14 protein-coding genes are annotated in these 16189 nt (G+C 69.8%); 5 read left to right on the top strand and 9 right to left on the bottom strand.

What is annotated here, in order from left to right; translation table 11 throughout:
* The first annotated feature begins 400 nt into the window (after nucleotides 1–400).
* Nucleotides 401–616 carry a dodecin gene (locus ACFWDI_RS30275; RefSeq protein WP_385308833.1) on the top strand — a complete coding sequence of 72 codons (216 nt, stop codon included), beginning with the start codon at nucleotides 401–403 and terminating at the stop codon, nucleotides 614–616.
* A 67-nt stretch (nucleotides 617–683) separates the two neighbouring features.
* Here the strand turns inward: ACFWDI_RS30275 and ACFWDI_RS30270 are convergent, their stop codons facing one another.
* Nucleotides 684–1175 (bottom strand): hypothetical protein, encoded by a 492-nt coding sequence (locus ACFWDI_RS30270; RefSeq protein WP_385308831.1) that lies wholly within the window; start codon nucleotides 1173–1175, stop codon nucleotides 684–686.
* A 48-nt stretch (nucleotides 1176–1223) separates the two neighbouring features.
* On the opposite strand from ACFWDI_RS30270, the gene ACFWDI_RS30265 reads away from it, so the two are divergent.
* Together ACFWDI_RS30265 and uvrA are read left to right on the top strand one after the other, a co-directional pair.
* Nucleotides 1224–2243, top strand: a complete 1020-nt coding sequence (locus ACFWDI_RS30265; protein ID WP_385308830.1) for an LLM class flavin-dependent oxidoreductase — start codon at nucleotides 1224–1226, stop codon at nucleotides 2241–2243.
* Between the two features lie 11 nt (nucleotides 2244–2254).
* Complete coding sequence (gene uvrA / locus ACFWDI_RS30260) at nucleotides 2255–4684, top strand: excinuclease ABC subunit UvrA (RefSeq protein ID WP_385308828.1); 2430 nt, start codon at nucleotides 2255–2257, stop codon at nucleotides 4682–4684.
* Here the strand turns inward: uvrA and ACFWDI_RS30255 are convergent.
* The 5 genes from ACFWDI_RS30255 to ACFWDI_RS30235 form a co-directional block, all read right to left on the bottom strand.
* Entirely contained in the window at nucleotides 4681–5508 is an 828-nt protein-coding gene (locus ACFWDI_RS30255) for a tyrosinase family protein (protein WP_385308826.1), read from the bottom strand. The two genes, uvrA and ACFWDI_RS30255, sit on opposite strands and share 4 nt — an antisense overlap.
* A gap of 15 nt (nucleotides 5509–5523) precedes the next feature.
* Nucleotides 5524–5949 carry a tyrosinase cofactor gene (locus ACFWDI_RS30250; protein ID WP_385308824.1) on the bottom strand — a complete coding sequence of 142 codons (426 nt, stop codon included), beginning with the start codon at nucleotides 5947–5949 and terminating at the stop codon, nucleotides 5524–5526.
* 321 nt (nucleotides 5950–6270) lie between these two features.
* Nucleotides 6271–7017 (bottom strand): succinate dehydrogenase/fumarate reductase iron-sulfur subunit, encoded by a 747-nt coding sequence (locus ACFWDI_RS30245; protein ID WP_385308822.1) that lies wholly within the window; start codon nucleotides 7015–7017, stop codon nucleotides 6271–6273.
* Nucleotides 7014–8996, bottom strand: a complete 1983-nt coding sequence (locus tag ACFWDI_RS30240) for a fumarate reductase/succinate dehydrogenase flavoprotein subunit (RefSeq protein ID WP_385308820.1) — start codon at nucleotides 8994–8996, stop codon at nucleotides 7014–7016. Before ACFWDI_RS30240 ends, ACFWDI_RS30245 begins: the two co-directional genes overlap by 4 nt.
* 1 nt (nucleotide 8997) lies before the next feature.
* Nucleotides 8998–9702 (bottom strand): succinate dehydrogenase, encoded by a 705-nt coding sequence (locus ACFWDI_RS30235; RefSeq protein WP_385308818.1) that lies wholly within the window; start codon nucleotides 9700–9702, stop codon nucleotides 8998–9000.
* Between the two features lie 85 nt (nucleotides 9703–9787).
* On the opposite strand from ACFWDI_RS30235, the gene ACFWDI_RS30230 reads away from it, so the two are divergent.
* Nucleotides 9788–10678: a LysR family transcriptional regulator gene (locus ACFWDI_RS30230; protein WP_385308816.1), complete on the top strand. Its 891-nt coding sequence runs from the start codon at nucleotides 9788–9790 to the stop codon at nucleotides 10676–10678.
* A 103-nt stretch (nucleotides 10679–10781) separates the two neighbouring features.
* Here ACFWDI_RS30230 and ACFWDI_RS30225 read toward each other — a convergent pair whose 3' ends face one another.
* The 3 genes from ACFWDI_RS30225 to ACFWDI_RS30215 form a co-directional block, all read right to left on the bottom strand.
* Nucleotides 10782–12947 (bottom strand): putative bifunctional diguanylate cyclase/phosphodiesterase, encoded by a 2166-nt coding sequence (locus ACFWDI_RS30225; RefSeq protein WP_385308815.1) that lies wholly within the window; start codon nucleotides 12945–12947, stop codon nucleotides 10782–10784.
* Entirely contained in the window at nucleotides 12947–13759 is an 813-nt protein-coding gene (locus ACFWDI_RS30220) for an SAM-dependent methyltransferase (protein WP_385308813.1), read from the bottom strand. The genes ACFWDI_RS30225 and ACFWDI_RS30220 overlap by 1 nt, the downstream gene beginning before the upstream one ends.
* A gap of 207 nt (nucleotides 13760–13966) precedes the next feature.
* Entirely contained in the window at nucleotides 13967–14959 is a 993-nt protein-coding gene (locus ACFWDI_RS30215) for an SCO0930 family lipoprotein (protein WP_385308811.1), read from the bottom strand.
* 637 nt (nucleotides 14960–15596) lie between these two features.
* Between ACFWDI_RS30215 and ACFWDI_RS30210 the strand changes: the two genes are divergently transcribed.
* Nucleotides 15597–16124 (top strand): hypothetical protein, encoded by a 528-nt coding sequence (locus tag ACFWDI_RS30210; RefSeq protein WP_385308809.1) that lies wholly within the window; start codon nucleotides 15597–15599, stop codon nucleotides 16122–16124.
* Nucleotides 16125–16189 lie beyond the last annotated feature (65 nt).

Raw genomic sequence — 16189 nt, 5'->3', positions numbered from 1 at the left:
TGACCGCTCGGCGGAGACTGGATGTGCGACGGCTGAATGCCGGGGAATACGGTGCCACCGAGCGTGCACAGACGGTAGGGGGAGCGCGCGGCCCAGTGGGGCGTGAGCGCCATGGTGATGCGCTTGGACGCGGCTCGCGCCGCTCGTCCGGGCTCCGTGCCCTGGAGTACCGCCGTCATGTACGGCTTGATCGGGTTGTCGGCCTCGACGCTCGGCCAATGCGGAGAATGTGGTGTGGCTGGTCCGGGCGGTGACCTGAGCCCCTCGCGGCGACCGCTACCGCATCGTCCCCCGGTCGCACCCGGCCCGGCCGCGGACGACCGTTCCGTTCCCGACGCCTCGCGCGGCGCCTCCTGGTGGGGCACCGTTGAGTGAACGTACAGAGAGGAGTGCGACACACATGTCGAATCACACCTACCGGGTCACCGAGATCGTCGGCACCTCACCGGACGGCGTCGACCAGGCCATCCACAACGGCATCACCCGTGCGGCCCAGACCCTTCGGGGACTGGACTGGTTCGAGGTGACCCAGGTCCGCGGCCAGATCGTCGACGGGCAGATCCAGCACTATCAGGTCGGCCTCAAGGTGGGCTTCCGCCTCGAGGACGGCGAGTGACCGGCTGACGAGCGGACCGTCCGCCGGCCGTCGGGACCAGGGCGGCTCAGGTCGGAACCAGGGTGGGTCAGGTACGGCCCTCGCGCTCCTGAGCGTCCTTCAGCGCCTCGGTCGTACCGGCCGCCCACCGGGCCCGTACGACCGGGAAGCCGGCCCGTTCGGCCTCGTCGCACACCAGCTCGTCGTCGTCCACCAGCATCCGGATCTCCCGGTCCCGGCCCAGCCGCCGCAGGATCTCCAGCTTGGTGGTGCGGGCCGGCCGGCGGTCGTCGTTGCGCCGCATGAACACCTTCCCCTCCGGCAGCCCCTGCGCCGCCAGCCAGTCGAGGGTGTCCCTGCGGCACCGTTCCGGCCTGCCCGTGAGGTACCTGACCTCGCACTCCTCAGCGGCCTGCAGGCACAGCTCGATGCCCTTCGCCAGCGGCGGGTCGTTGGGGGCAGCCGTGAAGAAGGCGTCCCAGTCGCGCGGCTTGCGCTCGAGGAAGTGCTGCCGGTGCCCGGAGTCGGCGAGCGTCCCGTCCAGGTCGAATACGGCCAGTGGCCTGCTGCTTCGCGTCACGGCCCCAGCCTAGGGAATCCTGGCGTGGCAAGGGCGTTGTAACCGGGTGTGAGCTCAGTGATCGCGTCCGCCCGCCTCTCCGTACTCGACCGTTCCCGCACCCGCGAGGGGCACGACGGGCCCGAGGCCCTGCGCGACACCGTGCGGCTCGCGCAGGAGCTGGAGGCGCTCGGCTATCACCGCTTCTGGGTCTCCGAACACCACAGCGTGCCGGGGGTGGCGGGCTCCGCGCCGACCGTCCTGGCCTCGGCGGTCGCCGCCGCGACCTCGACGATCCGCGTCGGCACGGGCGGTGTGATGCTCCCCAACCATCAACCGCTGGTCGTCGCCGAGCAGTTCGGGGTGCTGGAGTCACTCTTCCCGGGCCGGATCGACATGGGTCTGGGCCGCTCGGTCGGCTTCACGGACGGGATACGCCGGGCGCTGGGCCACGACATGAAGGACGCGGAGGACTTCGGCGGGCAGCTGGAGGAGCTGCTCGGCTGGTTCACGGGAGAACAGGCGGCGCATCCGCAGGTGCACGCCCGCCCGGCGGAGGGTCTGCGCGTCCCGCCGTACCTCCTGGCCACCGGCGAAGGGGCGAAGATCGCGGCCGAGGCCGGGCTGCCGCTGGTCATCGGCGACATCCGGGGCCGTGACCGGATGCTGACCGCCGTCGACCGCTATCGGCAGGACTTCCGTCCTTCCGCCTGGTCCGAGCGGCCCTATGTGGTCATCGCGGGCACGGTCGTGGTCGCCGCCACGGAGGAGGAGGCCCGCCGGCTGTTGATGCCGGAGGCCTGGTCGCTGGCGTACTCCCGTACGCACGGCGTGTTCCCGCCGCTCGTCCCGCCGGAGCGGATCGAGGAGCTGACGATGACGGCGAAGCAGCGCGAGTTCTACGAGTCCGGGCTCACCGGGCATATCGCAGGGACCGAGCAGCAGGTCACGGAGGCGCTGGAAGTGGTGGTGAAGGACAGTGCCGCCGACGAGGTGCTGGTCACGACGAGTACGTACGACCGCGAGGCTCTGCTGGACTCGTTCCGGCGCCTCGCCCGGATCGCCGGGCTGACCAGCGCGGACGCCTAGAATCGTCCGCTATGCACAGCCCTCACGACCCGTACGTCCGTGTCCGCGGCGCCCATGAGCACAATCTGCGCGGCGTCGACGTGGACATCCCGCGCGATGCCCTCGTCGTTTTCACCGGTGTCTCGGGGTCCGGGAAGTCCTCGCTCGCCTTCGGCACGATCTACGCCGAGGCGCAGCGGCGCTACTTCGAGTCCGTCGCCCCCTACGCCCGCCGGCTGATCCACCAGGTGGGCGCGCCCAAGGTCGGCGAGATCACCGGGCTGCCGCCCGCGGTCTCGCTGGAGCAGCGCCGTTCATCGCCCACCTCGCGCTCCTCGGTCGGAACGGTCACCACGCTCTCCAATTCGCTGCGGATGCTGTTCTCGCGGGCGGGTGACCATCCCGAGGGGGCCCAGCGCCTGGACTCGGACGCCTTCTCGCCGAACACGGCCGCCGGGGCCTGCCCCGAGTGCCACGGTCTGGGCCGCATCCACCGCACCAGCGAGGAGCTGCTCGTCCCCGATCCGTCGCTGTCCATCCGGGACGGCGCGATCGCGGCCTGGCCGGGGGCCTGGCAGGGCAAGAACCTCCGCGATGTGCTGGACGCTCTGGGGTACGGCATCGACCGGCCGTGGCGCGAGCTCGATCGGAGGGACCGGGACTGGATCCTGTTCACGGACGAGCAGCCGGTCGTCACGGTACATCCGGTACGGGAGGCGGGCCGTATCCAACGCCCGTACCAGGGCACGTACATGAGCGCCCGGCGCTATGTCCTGCACACCTTCGCGGACTCCAAGAGCCAGACGCTGCGCACCAGGGCCGAGCGGTTCCTGGTCAGTGCGCCCTGTCCGACGTGCGGGGGCAGCAGGCTGCGTCCCGAGGCGCTGGCGGTGACGTTCGCGGGCCGCACGATCGCCGAACTGGCGGCGCTGCCGCTGACCGGACTCGCCGAGGTGCTCGAATCGGGCGCCGCGGGCGGCTCCGAGACCGCACGGGTGCTGACCGCCGATCTCCTCGCCCGGATCGGCACGGTCACCGAACTGGGGCTCGGCTATCTCAGCCTGGACCGCACCGCGCCCACCCTGTCCAGCGGAGAGCTGCAGCGGCTGCGGCTGGCCACCCAGCTGCGTTCCGGTCTGTTCGGCGTCGTGTACGTACTCGACGAGCCGTCGGCCGGTCTGCATCCGGCGGACACCGAGGCGCTGCTGGTGGTTCTGGAGCGGCTCAAGGCAGCGGGCAACTCGGTCTTCGTGGTGGAGCACCATCTCGATGTCGTACGCAGCGCGGACTGGCTCGTCGATGTGGGGCCGCATGCGGGCGAGCACGGCGGTCGTGTGCTGCACAGCGGCCCGGTGGCGGATCTGGCCGGGGTCGGCACGTCGGCGACTCGGCGGTTCCTGTTCGAGCGGCGGTCCGCGCCGGTGCGCGAGGCGCGCGCGCCGGCGGGCTGGCTGCGGCTGAACGGGGTCGAGCGGCACAATGTGCGCGGCGTGGACGCGCGGTTCCCGCTCGGGGTGTTCACCGCCGTGACCGGCGTCTCGGGTTCGGGGAAGTCGACTCTGGTCGGGCAGGTGCTCGCGGGCGCTCTCGCGGAACGGCTGGGCTCGGAGGCGCCGGACAGCGACGGGACGGATGCGACATCGGCGGCCGGGTGCGTCTCGGTCGAGGGGCTGGCGGCCGTGCAGCGTCTGGTCCAGGTGGACCAGCGCCCCATCGGCCGTACGCCGCGCTCCAATCTCGCCACGTACACCGGTCTGTTCGACGTCATCCGCAAGCTCTTCACCGCCACCGGCGAAGCCAAGGCACGCGGCTACAAGGCGGGCCGGTTCTCCTTCAATGTGGCGGGCGGGCGCTGCGGGACCTGTCAGGGCGAGGGCTTCGTCTCGGTGGAGCTGCTCTTTCTGCCCAGCACGTACGCACCGTGCCCGGACTGCCACGGTGCCCGCTACAACCCGGCGACGCTCGAAGTCCGTTACGGGGGCCTGAACATCGCCGAGGTGCTCGATCTGACGGTCGAGGCCGCGGCGGAGTTCTTCACCGGTGTCCCCGCGGCCGAACGCAGCCTGCGGGCCCTGCTCGATGTGGGGCTCGGCTATCTCCGCCTCGGCCAGCCCGCGACCGAGCTGTCGGGCGGCGAGGCTCAGCGCATCAAGCTCGCCACCGAACTGCAGCGGGTGCGGCGCGGGCACACCTTCTATGTGCTGGACGAGCCGACGACCGGGCTGCATCCCGCCGATGTCGAGGTGCTGATGCGGCAGTTGCACGGTCTGGTCGACGCGGGCCACTCGGTGGTGGTCGTCGAGCACGACATGGAGGTGGTGGCGGGCGCGGACTGGGTCATCGACCTCGGTCCGGGTGGCGGCGACGAAGGCGGTCGCATCGTCGCCGCCGGTACACCGGGCGAAGTGGCGGGCACGGCCGGCAGCCGTACCGCGCCCTACCTCGCGCGGTCCCTCCGCTAGGCGGCTGTGTCGAATGTGTAGTAGCGGGTGTGGTCGAGCATGTCGGCAGGGGTCACGTTGTTCCACGGGCGCATCGTGTCGTGGAGGTCCACGACATTGGCCGTCCCGGCGGCCGGCAGATAGGTGGAGCCCGGGTGGCGGGCCTGCCAGTCGGCCCAGAGCTTGTCGATAAAGGCATGGTGCAGCCAGAACACCGGGTCGTTCGGGGAGACTCCGGTGGTCATCTGGCCGCCCACCCACACATGCACCCGGTTGTGCAGGTTGACGCCGCGCCAGCCTTCCAGGTGGTTGCGGAAGCCGTCCGACGCGCTGTTCCACGGCGGAGCGTCATAGGTGGTCATGGCGAGTACGGAGTCGACTTCGGCCCGGGTCGGCAGCTGTTGTCCGCCCGCGCCGAGCTCCCTGCGCAGATAGCCGCGACCGTCGACACGTATGTTCACCGGCCATTTGCCCGCGGCGGACGCGAACGGGCCGTCCATCACCTGGCCGTCCCTGCTGCGGCCGGTGCCGCCGAGGAAGTCCGCCGCCCAGAGGGAGGAGCCCGCGGTACGGTCCGCCGTCCAGTCCCAGTACGGGAGCGCCACGGAGGGGTCCACGGCCTGGAGTTGCTGCTCGAACTGTATGAGGAACCTGCGGTGCCACGGCAGGAAGGACGGCGAGCGATGGCCGACCCGGTCGCCGTTGTCGGTGTCGTTCATGATGAAGCCGTTGTGAGTGGTGACGAAGGTGTCGTACTGCCCATTGCGCTTGAGCTCGAGCAGCGCGTCGACGAAGCGGCGCTTCTCGGTGGCGGTCAGCCGGGCCTGGTTCTTGCGTACGGTCATGGCGGTGCTCCCGGATCAGGCGAGGACGAGGGGGACGAGCTCGGCGCCCTGGAGTTCCACCACGGCGGCGCGGGCCACCGCGCGGGGCGTGGCGAACGTCTCGTAGTGGTTGACGACGCTGATCCAGGTGCCGTCGGCATTGCGCATCACATGCAGCTCATCGCCGTCTATGCGCACCGCGTAGCCGGCGCCGTGGTGTCCGTTCCCGTGGTGCCCGTTCCCGTGGTGTCCGCCGCCGTGCGAGGGTCCGCCCTGTATGCGGCGCCCCTGGTAGACCTCGTCGAACGGCGCAGGGTCGGAGGCGATCGGGGCGGGGTCGGAGGCGTTCGGGGCGGCCGCCGCCGGGTGTGACAGTGCTGTGGTCGCGAGATCCGCGACGGCGAGTCCGGCGAGTGCGCTCGCGGCGGCACCCAGGGCGCGTCGGCGGGTGAGTTCAGGCATGGCAACCCCCAGAGTTGGCAGTGCTTCGGTAGGGCTCGAGCGTGGTCGGCGCCCGTTACCCGGCCATACCTACCGGCTCACCCGAACTCCGGGGAAATCTCCAGGTACTGGGTGGCTGCAATGCGGACATGTCGCGATACACAGTGCAGAGTTGAACCAAGTTGATCTTGCTGTCCACGCGCTCGATCGCTCCCCAGGGCGTAAATCCTGCGGCCGATGTGACAATTACATGAACAATTTGTTGCCCGGGGCGGGGAAGCGTGGGCGCCCTCACACACGAAAGCTGTCCTGAATCTCCTGGCCCCGGCCGCAACATCGGCCTCAGCGACGGACTTTCCGGGTCGCCCGCAACCACTCCTTGTTCATCGCCGCGATCGACGGCAGCGGGATCCCCTTCGGACAGGCCGTCGCGCATTCACCGGTCAGCGTGCAACCGCCGAAGCCCTCCTCGTCCATCGTCGCGACCATCTCGAGCACCCGGGTCTCGCGCTCGGGCGCGCCCTGTGGCAGCACATTGAGGTGGTTGATCTTCGCCGATGTGAAGAGCATCGCGGAGCCGTTGGGACAGGCAGCGACGCAGGCGCCGCAGCCGATGCACTCCGCGTGCTCGAAGGCGAAGTCGGCATCCGGTTTCGGAACCGGCGTGGCGTGGGCCTCGGGAGCGGAGCCGGTCGGGGCGCTGATGTAGCCGCCGGCCTGGATGATCCGGTCGAAGGCCGAGCGGTCCACGACCAGGTCCTTCACCACCGGGAAGGCGGAGGCGCGCCATGGCTCGACGTCGATGGTGTCGCCGTCCTTGAAGGACCGCATATGGAGCTGGCAGGTGGTGGTGCGCTCCGGACCGTGGGCATCGCCGTTGATGACCAGGCTGCAGGCGCCACAGATGCCCTCGCGGCAGTCGTGATCGAAGGCGACCGGCTCGTCGCCCTTGACGATGAGCTCCTCGTTGAGGGTGTCGAGCATCTCCAGGAACGACATGTCCGTCGATATGCCGTCGACCTCGTAGGTGACCATGGCGCCGGGAGCGTCGGGGTTCTGCTGGCGCCAGACGCGCAGGGTGAGCTTCATGCGTAGCTCCGCTGAGTGGGGTGGACGTACTCGAAGACGAGGTCTTCCTTGTGCAGGACGGGCGCCTCGCCGGTCCCGCCGCCGTGCTCTCCCGGGGGACGACCGCCGGGCCCCCGGTACTCCCAGGCGGCCGCGTAGCCGAACTCCTCGTCCTTGCGGGCGGCTTCGCCGTCCGGGGTCTGGGACTCCTCGCGGAAGTGGCCGCCGCAGGACTCGGCGCGGTGCAGTGCGTCGAGGCACATCAGCTCGGCGAGCTCCAGATAGTCGACGATGCGGTTGGCCTTCTCCAGCGACTGGTTGAACTCCTCACCGCTGCCCGGCACCTTGATGCGGCGCCAGAACTCCTCGCGGATCCGCGGAATCCGGTCGAGCGCCTTGCGCAGCCCCTCATCGGTCCGGGCCATTCCGCAGAACTCCCACATGAGCCGGCCGAGTTCGCGATGGAAGGAGTCGGGCGTGCGGTCGCCGTCCACGGCCAGCAGCAGGTTCAGCCGGTCCTCGGTCTCGGCGAGCACCTCCGCCACCGCCGGGTGCGAGGCGTCGAGGGTCTCCGGGTGCGGATTGCGGGCGAGGTAGTCGTTGATCGTGGACGGCAGGACGAAGTACCCGTCGGCGAGACCCTGCATCAGCGCGGACGCGCCCAGCCGATTCGCTCCGTGGTCCGAGAAGTTGGCCTCGCCGATGGCGAAGAGCCCCGGGACGGTGGTCTGCAGGTCGTAGTCGACCCACAGGCCACCCATCGTGTAGTGCACGGCCGGATAGATCCGCATGGGAACCTCGTACGGATCCTCGGCGGTGATCCGCTCGTACATGTCGAAGAGGTTTCCGTACTTCTCAGCGACCTTGTCCCGGCCCATCCGCCGGATGGCGTCGGCGAAGTCCAGGTACACGCCCTGGCCGCCGGGGCCGACGCCGCGGCCCTCGTCGCAGACGTTCTTCGCGGCGCGCGATGCGATGTCGCGGGGGACGAGGTTGCCGAAGGAGGGGTAGATCCGCTCCAGGTAGTAGTCCCGCTCGTCCTCAGGGATCTCGTTCGGCGGCCGCTCGTCGCCGCGCGCCCTGGGGACCCAGATACGGCCGTCGTTGCGCAGCGACTCGCTCATCAGGGTCAGCTTGGACTGGTGGTCGCCGGTGCGCGGGATGCAGGTGGGGTGGATCTGGGTGAAGCAGGGGTTGGCGAAGTAGGCGCCGCGCCGATGGGCCCGCCAGATCGCGGTGGCATTGGAGTTCACGGCGTTCGTCGACAGATAGAAGACATTGCCGTAGCCGCCGGAGGCGAGCACCACCGCGTCCGCGAAGTGACTGGAGATCTGGCCGGTGACCAGATCGCGTGCGACGATGCCGCGGGCCCGTCCGCCGACGACGATCAGATCGAGCATCTCGGTCCGGGCGTGCATCTCCACGGTGCCGGCGGCGATCTGCCGGGAGAGCGCCTGGTAGGCGCCGAGCAGCAGTTGCTGTCCCGTCTGGCCGCGGGCGTAGAAGGTACGGGAGACCTGGACGCCGCCGAAGGAGCGGGTGTCGAGGAGGCCGCCGTACTCGCGGGCGAACGGCACACCCTGCGCCACGCACTGGTCGATGATCTCCACGGAGATCTGGGCGAGCCGGTGGACGTTGGACTCGCGGGCGCGGAAGTCGCCGCCCTTGACGGTGTCGTAGAACAGGCGGTGGATCGAGTCGCCGTCGTTGCGGTAGTTCTTGGCGGCGTTGATTCCGCCCTGGGCGGCGATGGAGTGCGCCCGGCGCGGTGAGTCCTGATAGCAGAACTGGACGACGTGGTAGCCCTGTTCGGCGAGGGTCGCGCCCGCGGCGCCACCGGCGAGGCCGGTGCCGACGACGATGACGGTGTGTTTGCGGCGGTTGGCCGGGTTGACCAGTCCGGCCTCGAAGCGCCGTCGGTCCCAGCGCTCGGCCACGGGTCCTTCGGGGGCCTTGGTGTCGGCGACAGGAGCGCCGGTCGTGTAGTTCAGGTAGTTCATGTCAGCTCACCACTCCGGTCATGACGGCGACGGGTACGGAGATGAAGCCCGCGGTCAGTACCAGCGCGAGGACGTTTGCGACGGTCTTGAGTACGCGGTCGCGGGTGGCGTTGCCCATGCCGAGGGTCTGGGCGGCGCTCCAGAAGCCGTGCCGGATGTGCAGTCCGACGGCGAGCATCGCGACGATGTAGATCACGTTGCCGTACCAGGTGGAGAAGGTCGCGACGATGTTCTCGTAGGGATGATCCGGCTGGGCGTTCTCGTTGACCGTGAGCGTCGTCAGGTCCAGCAGATGCCAGACGATGAACAGCGCCACGATGATGCCGCCCCAGCGCATGGTGCGGGTGGCGTAGCCGGCCCGTCGCCGCTTGTGCGCATACGGGACGGGCCTGGCCTTCAGATCCCGCTTGCTGAGCTGGTACGCCGATACGCCGTGGCCCACGACGGCCGCGAGCAGGACCACGCGGACGATCCAGAGCCCCCAGGAGTAGTGCAGGACGGGCTCCCCCATGGTGCGCAGCCAGTGACCGTAGGCGTTGAACTCCCCCGCCCCGAAGAAGACTTTGAGGTTGCCCATCACATGCGCGACCAGATAGCCGAGCATGATCAGGCCGCTGACGGCCATGACCGTCTTCTTGCCGACGGTCGATCCCCAGAACGTGCGCGTGAGGGACGGTTTTCGATCCGTCCGCGTTGCCAGAGCCATGTACAGAGACGCTAGAGCGGGAGGACCCAAGAGGTCCAAGACATGATCCGGCTCATTTCCATAGGCATGCCCTATCGTGGATGGTATGCAGTTCCAGCAGCTTCTGTACTTCGTGGCGGTCGCCGAGACGCGCCACTTCACCCGCGCCGCCGAGCGGGTGCATGTCGCCCAGCCGTCCCTCTCCCAGCAGATCCGGGCGCTGGAGAAGGAGCTCGGGGCGGAGCTGTTCAGCCGGGCCCGCGGCAATATCGCCCTGACGGACGCCGGGGAGGCGCTGCTTCCGCTGGCCCGCCGCATCCTCGCCGACACCGACACCGCACGCCATGAGGTCCAGGAGCTCGCACAGCTGCGCCGCGGCCGGGTCAGGCTGGGCGCGACGCCGAGCCTCTGCACCGGTCTGCTGCCGGATGTGCTGCGGACCTTCCACGATCTGCACCCGGGCATCCAGCTGCTGATCGAGGAGAGCGGTTCGCACGATCTCGTACGGGAGCTGGCCCGCGGGTCGCTCGATCTGGCTCTGATCGTGCTGCCGTTGCCGCCCGCCTCCCCCGCGCTGACCACGGTCGAGCTGCTGCGGGAGGATCTGGTCGTGGTGTCGTCGGCCGCGGCGAAGGCCCCGCACCGGCCGGTGCGGATCGCCGATCTGCAGGGCGAGCCCCTGGTGATGTTCCGGCACGGCTACGACCTGCGCGAGCTGACGGTCGCCGCATGCCGCGCGGAGGGCTTCGAACCGGCCTTCACCGTGGAGGGCGGCGAGATGGACGCCGTACTCGGTTTCGTACGGGCCGGGCTCGGCGTCGCGGTGGTGCCGAGCATGGTGGCGGAGCGCGCCGGGCGCGATCTGCGGGTCACCCCGCTCGCCCCGCCGGGACTGCGGCGTACGATCGCGCTCGCCCACCGCAGCGATGTCGCCCCGCCGCGGGCCGCGCGCGAGCTGCAGCGGGTGCTGCTGAACTCGCGCGCGGCGGCCGACTGACCGCCGTCGTCGGTGCCCGGCCTTCGGCCGTTGTCCTCAATCGCCGGACGGGCTTGATGGGGCGGCGATTGAGGCGCGGGGCCGGGGCGGAGCCCCGGGAAAACTACACCGCGTCCGCCAGCGACAGTGCGTGCAGCTTGTCCGGCGGCCCGGGCCTCGCGTAGTACCAGCCCTGTGCGGTGTCGCAGCCGAGTTCGCGCAGCTGCTCCGCCTGGGCGCCGGTCTCCACGCCCTCCACCGTCACGGCCAGCTGCAGACTGTGCGCCAGCGAGACGATCCCCTCGACGATCTTCAGATCGACGGGGTCGGCCGGGTGCCGCTGCATGCCCTGGGTGAAGGAACGGTCCAGTTTGAGCACGCTCACCGGCAGTCGGCGCAGATTGGCGAGGTTCGAATAGCCGGTGCCGAAGTCGTCGAGCGCGATGTCCACACCCATCTCGGCGAGCTGGCGCAGCGGTTTGAGCAGATCCTCGTCCGCGCCGATCAGCGCGGACTCGGTGACCTCCAGGCACAGGGCGCCCGGTTCGAGGCCGGAGCGCTGGAGCACGTCGACCGTGTCGGCGACCAGTCCGGGGTGGTGGAGCTGCGCGGGCGAGAGGTTGACGTTGATCCGCAGCGGGCCGCCGTCGGAGTGCCGCCTCTGCCAGTAGCGAGCCTGGCGTACGGCCTCCTGGAGCACCCAGCGGCCCAGCGGCACGATCAGTCCGGTGTGCTCGGCGAGCGGAATGAACCGGTCCGGACCGAGTACGCCGTGCTGCGGATGGCACCAGCGCACCAGCGCTTCGGCCCCGTGCACGCTCCCGTCACCCAGGTGGACCAAGGGCTGGTACTCGATGAAGAACTCACCGCGCTCCAGGGCCGCCGGCAGTGCGGTGGTCAGCCCGTGCCGGGTGATGGCGCGGGCGTCCGCCTCCGGGTCGGCGAGCTCGAAGCGGTTGCCGCCCGCCGACTTGGCGCGGTACATGGTGATGTCGGCGCTGCGCAGCACTTCGGCTGTGGTGCGCTCGCCCGCGGGCCCTTCGACGATGCCGATGCTTCCGCGGACGGTGAACTCCCGGCCGTCGACGCGGATGGGCGAGGCGAGCGCGGCGAGGATACGGGCGGCGAGGTCGTCCACCTCGCGCTGGGTGTCGGGTCCGGTGGTCAGCGCCACGAACTCGTCGCCGCCGAGCCGTGCCACCATCTCACCGGGCGCGGTGGCGCAGCTCTGCAGCCGGTCCGCGACCTCCACCAGCAGCCGGTCGCCCGCCGCGTGACCGAGGCTGTCGTTGATCGCCTTGAAGCCGTCGAGGTCGAGGTAGCAGAGGCCGAAGCGGGCGCCGTCACCGGCGGAGAGCGCCTTCTCCAGCCGTTCGAAGAAGAGTGTGCGGTTGGGCAGCCCGGTCAGCGCGTCGTGCGTGGCCTCGTAGCGCAGCCGCAGATTGAGCAGCCGGCGCTCGGTGGTGTCCTCCATCAGCGCCAACTGGTACTCCGGCCGGCCGTCGGGGTCCCGCAGCAGAGAGACCGTCAGATTGGTCCACAGGACCGTGCCGTCGTTGCGGAAGAAGGGCTTCTCCACGCGGTAGTCGTCACGCTCGCCGCTCACCAGCTCCCGGTACAACTCCCAGACGTGTGGCCGGTCTTCAGGATGGGCCCAGTCGGTCACCTTCCTGCCACGCACATGGTGCTCGAGCCCGCCGAACATCCGCAGCAGAGTCTCGTTGACCTCGAGCACATTGCCGTCGAGGTCGGCGATCCCGATGCCGATCGCAGCGCCCTCGAACACCGCACGGAAGCGGGCCTCGGTGGCGTGCAGCGCCTGCACCGCGTCGCTGCGGGCCAGCAGCGAGGAGCGCGCGATGGCCTCCTGCTCGGCCAGTGTGCGCTCGCGCAGTCCGTGGGCGAAGCCGGCGGCCACCGCGTGCTGCAGCCGGGCGCAGCGGGCCCGGCTCTCCTCGGCGGGCTGCTCGGGGTCACCGGCGCCGCAGTACAGGACCAGATACGCGTCGACGACGCCGAGCGTGCGGCTGAGTGCTTCGGGGTCCGTGCAGTGGGCCTCGACCAGGGCCGCTCCGACCCGCTGCGCGGCCTGCGGGTCGAAGGGCCGTGCGTGCAGGGACTCCCTCAACCGCCGGGCCAGCGGCAGCAGATGCTTCTCGAGCTCGGCCCGGGTCATCGACGTGGCCGTCACCGGGAAGATGGCCCGGCTCCAGATCGTCGCGAACCGCCGGAGTCTGTCCTCCAGGCCGTCCGGGTCCACCGCGGAATCCGTCACCTCCGTCGGCGCCATCACGCCTTGCGCCCTACCCCGGCGAAGCCCGAGAAGGCGTATGGGTCCTCCTGCTCGGCGGGCGCGTCGGGCCTCCAGCGGGGCATGGACACCAGCCCGGGCTCGGCCATCTCGTACCCCTCGAAGAACCGCGCGATCTCCTCGCGCGAGCGCATGACCAGCGGGTTGCGTATGTTCCGGTAGACGTCGACCGCGCCGCCCGCCTGCTCCTCGGGCAGCGGTATTCCTTCGTACGAGGCGTGGGTGATGACGATGAGGCTGCCGGGCGCCAGAGCGTCACGGAGCTGAGCCACGGCGCTCTGCGGATCGTCCTCGTCCTCGAGGAAGTGCAGTACGGCGACGAGGAGCAGCGCCACCGGCCGCTCCAGGTCGAGCAGTCCGCCCACCTCGGGGCTGTCGAGTATCTGCTGCGGCTTGCGCAGATCCGCGGAGACGACGACGGCCTGCTCGTCGCCGTCCAGAACGGCCCTGCTGTGCGCGACGGCAACCGGATCGTGGTCGACGTAGACCACGCGGGAGGCGGCGTCGGCCTTGTGCGCCACCTCGTGGACATTGCCGAAGGTCGGAATCCCGGAGCCGATGTCGAGGAACTGCGTGACACCCTCGCTCACTGCGTAATTCACGGCCCGGCGCATGAACGCCCGGTTCGCCTGCATGATCTTGGGGAGGCCGGGCATGAACTCCATCGCCTTGCGGGCGGCTTCCCTGTCGACTTCGAAATTGTGCGAGCCGCCCAGGTAGTAGTCGTAAATGCGAGACACGCTCGGCACCGATATGTCGATGCCCTGCGGGGCCCAGGCGGGACGCTCCATCGATGTCTCCAACAAGTCGCCACGGGGGAGTTCGGCCATGTTCATGGCCGGTGTTCGAGCCGAGGCTACTGATCGCCCGCCAAGAGAGCGAGCCCAAACGGAAATTAGCGGTCCGTTCTTGGTCACACGCCGCTGGCATAGCAACCGGCCCGCCATCACGCGGGGGGCGTGAGACGGGCCGGTCGGGCCGGACGCGCAGCGTGGGGACTACTTGGGCGCTCCGACCAGCTTGGCCTGGGGCGATACGACGTACCAAGTACCGCCCACACCCTGGCCGTTGGTGTCGCCCGGCTTCTTGTCACCCGCGAAGGTGTAGATCGGCCAGCAGTCGATCGACTGCTGCTTGATGCCGTCAGGGCGGTTGAAGGTGACGAAGCCCTTCTTGATGATTCCCTCGGTGTCGTTCTTGTCGACCGGAGCGACAACAGGCCACTTCTTGAGGCACTCGCCGGTGCACGCCGACTTCATCGGCCAGGCCGAGTCCTTCTTGAACCGGTAGACGGTCATGCCGTTCTTGTCGACGATGATCTCGCCGAGCTTGGGGTCCTTGTGGACGGAGAGTCCGGCGAGGTCGGCGGGCTGGCCGCCGGCCTCCTCGCCACCGTCGCCGTAGCCCGATCCGGACCCGGCGCCCTCGCCGCCGCCGAGCGCCTTCTTGCCGTCGGGGGCCGACGCGAACCAGGTGCCGCCGACGCCCTGCCCCTTCGCGTCACCGGGTTTGGCGTCCTTGGCGTAGCGGTACATCGGCCAGCCACCGATGGTGAGTTGCTTGCTGCCGTCGGCCCGGGTGACCTCGCCGATCAGCGAGGCGTCGGTGCCGGGGGCGGCCGAGGCGCCGCCGGCGGACACGGCGGGCCACGCCTTCGCGCACTCGGCTTCGCAATTCGACTTCGGCGGGCTGGCGGTGTCCTTGTCGAAGCGGTAGAGCGTGAAGCCGGCACTGTCGGTGACGACCTTGCCGAGTTCCTTGCTGTCCCAGACCGCGAGTTGGCCGGCCGGCTTGGCCGCCGCCTGCTCCGCGGCGCCGGCGCCGGAGCCGTAATCCGAGCCGTAGCCGCCGTTCCCGGGCTGGGCCGGCTTGGCCGCGCCGACCGTCTGACCATTGGGGGTCTCGGTGCCCTTGTCCTGACCGCACGCCGTCGTCAGCGCGAGTACGGCCGCCGCAGTCACCGCGAGCGAGGCGTTACGCCAGGTGTTCATGTCCACTCCTGTTGTCCATCGAGCCTGTTGCGACGCCAGGTGCGCCGTGTTCATGGCCCTAGGTACGGACAGGAGGGCTCCGCGTGTTCAACCCGTTTGAAAAAATCTTCGGAGTCGCCAACGCGAATCGTAGAAATCCGGCTTCCATCAGGGGAATTCACCCCAAGACGGATTGGCTTGATCTCATCCGCACCACTGGCTCCACCAGCCACTCCGTCTGCGCAACGATGCGGCGAGCCGTTCGGCTCCTGGGATCGCACGGCGTCCCCCAGGCGCACCGGTCCTCGGCAGCATGCGGCGGGCTGCGCCCGCAGCCGCGCTGTCGGAGAGGACAGCGGCGGTCCGGGTCGCAGTATCCGCGTGCACCCTCGGTGCAGCCCTCGGCCTGGAAGTGTTCCGGCGACCCGGCACCCCGGTCGTACGCACTCTTGCCGCCGGCCCCCTCGCATCCACCGCCGGAACCAACGCCGCGACGCCCCTGGCTGTCCGCCGCATGGGGGACATCGATGCCCCATTCGCGCGACAGCGATCGCGGGCGATCAAGGCCACTCCTAGCGTTTCGGTCATCGAGGTGCATTCCCCGACCCTTGTGGAAACCAGTTCCGCAGCTGCTCCTCGGAGACCCGGAGGATTGACCATGCGCGCGATTCGTGTCGCATCCGCCGCTCTGCTGGGAGTGGCCTCACTCGCACTGACAGCCCCCACCGCGGCGGCGACCGACAGCCGGCTGACGCAGCCCTTCTTCACCGTGAGCCCCTCTACCGTCCCGCCGGGCGGCCGGGTCACCCTGTCCGCCAGCGGATGCAACACCACGGCCACTGCCACGTCCGGGGTCTTCGACCCCGTCACCGTCACCCCGGGCACGTCCACTTCGACCACGGTCGACGCGGACGCCAATCCGGGCACCGTGTACACGGTGCGCTTCACCTGCGGATCGCAGGTGGGAACGTTCGCTCTCGCCATCGCCGGCGGCGGCTCGAATCCGACCATCAGCTCCACCACGACCGTCGGGCCCGGTGCCGTCGGAGCCGTCAGAGGCGGTCTCGGCGGCAGCATCGGCGGACTGAACGCCGGGGAGCTGGCCGGCGGCACCGCGCTGATCGTCGCCGCGGCCACCGCCACCATCTATGTCGTACGGCGGCGCACGTTGAACCGTCAGCACTGACGCAATCGCCTGTACCGGCTTCTCATACCCCGTATACGCCCGTCGCCCCGAGTCCTGGCCAGGAC

Origin of the sequence: Streptomyces sp. NPDC060064, from assembly GCF_042736455.1 — a bacterium.
Taxonomy (GTDB): domain Bacteria; phylum Actinomycetota; class Actinomycetes; order Streptomycetales; family Streptomycetaceae; genus Streptomyces.
The sequence above is the reverse complement of the archived record's forward strand: the minus strand, read 5'-3'. Positions and strand labels throughout refer to the sequence as shown.

Bases quoted from the DNA above. Each gene is read 5' to 3' on its own strand.
- ACFWDI_RS30275 (WP_385308833.1), top strand. From the start codon at position 401: ATGTCGAATCACACCTACCGGGTCACCGAGATCGTCGGCACCTCACCG.
- uvrA (WP_385308828.1), top strand. From the start codon at position 2,255: ATGCACAGCCCTCACGACCCGTACGTCCGTGTCCGCGGCGCCCATGAG.
- ACFWDI_RS30255 (WP_385308826.1), bottom strand. From the start codon at position 5,508: ATGACCGTACGCAAGAACCAGGCCCGGCTGACCGCCACCGAGAAGCGC.
- ACFWDI_RS30250 (WP_385308824.1), bottom strand. From the start codon at position 5,949: ATGCCTGAACTCACCCGCCGACGCGCCCTGGGTGCCGCCGCGAGCGCA.
- ACFWDI_RS30245 (WP_385308822.1), bottom strand. From the start codon at position 7,017: ATGAAGCTCACCCTGCGCGTCTGGCGCCAGCAGAACCCCGACGCTCCC.
- ACFWDI_RS30240 (WP_385308820.1), bottom strand. From the start codon at position 8,996: ATGAACTACCTGAACTACACGACCGGCGCTCCTGTCGCCGACACCAAG.
- ACFWDI_RS30235 (WP_385308818.1), bottom strand. From the start codon at position 9,702: ATGGCTCTGGCAACGCGGACGGATCGAAAACCGTCCCTCACGCGCACG.
- ACFWDI_RS30230 (WP_385308816.1), top strand. From the start codon at position 9,788: ATGCAGTTCCAGCAGCTTCTGTACTTCGTGGCGGTCGCCGAGACGCGC.
- ACFWDI_RS30225 (WP_385308815.1), bottom strand. From the start codon at position 12,947: ATGGCGCCGACGGAGGTGACGGATTCCGCGGTGGACCCGGACGGCCTG.
- ACFWDI_RS30220 (WP_385308813.1), bottom strand. From the start codon at position 13,759: ATGGAGCGTCCCGCCTGGGCCCCGCAGGGCATCGACATATCGGTGCCG.
- ACFWDI_RS30215 (WP_385308811.1), bottom strand. From the start codon at position 14,959: ATGAACACCTGGCGTAACGCCTCGCTCGCGGTGACTGCGGCGGCCGTA.
- ACFWDI_RS30210 (WP_385308809.1), top strand. From the start codon at position 15,597: ATGCGCGCGATTCGTGTCGCATCCGCCGCTCTGCTGGGAGTGGCCTCA.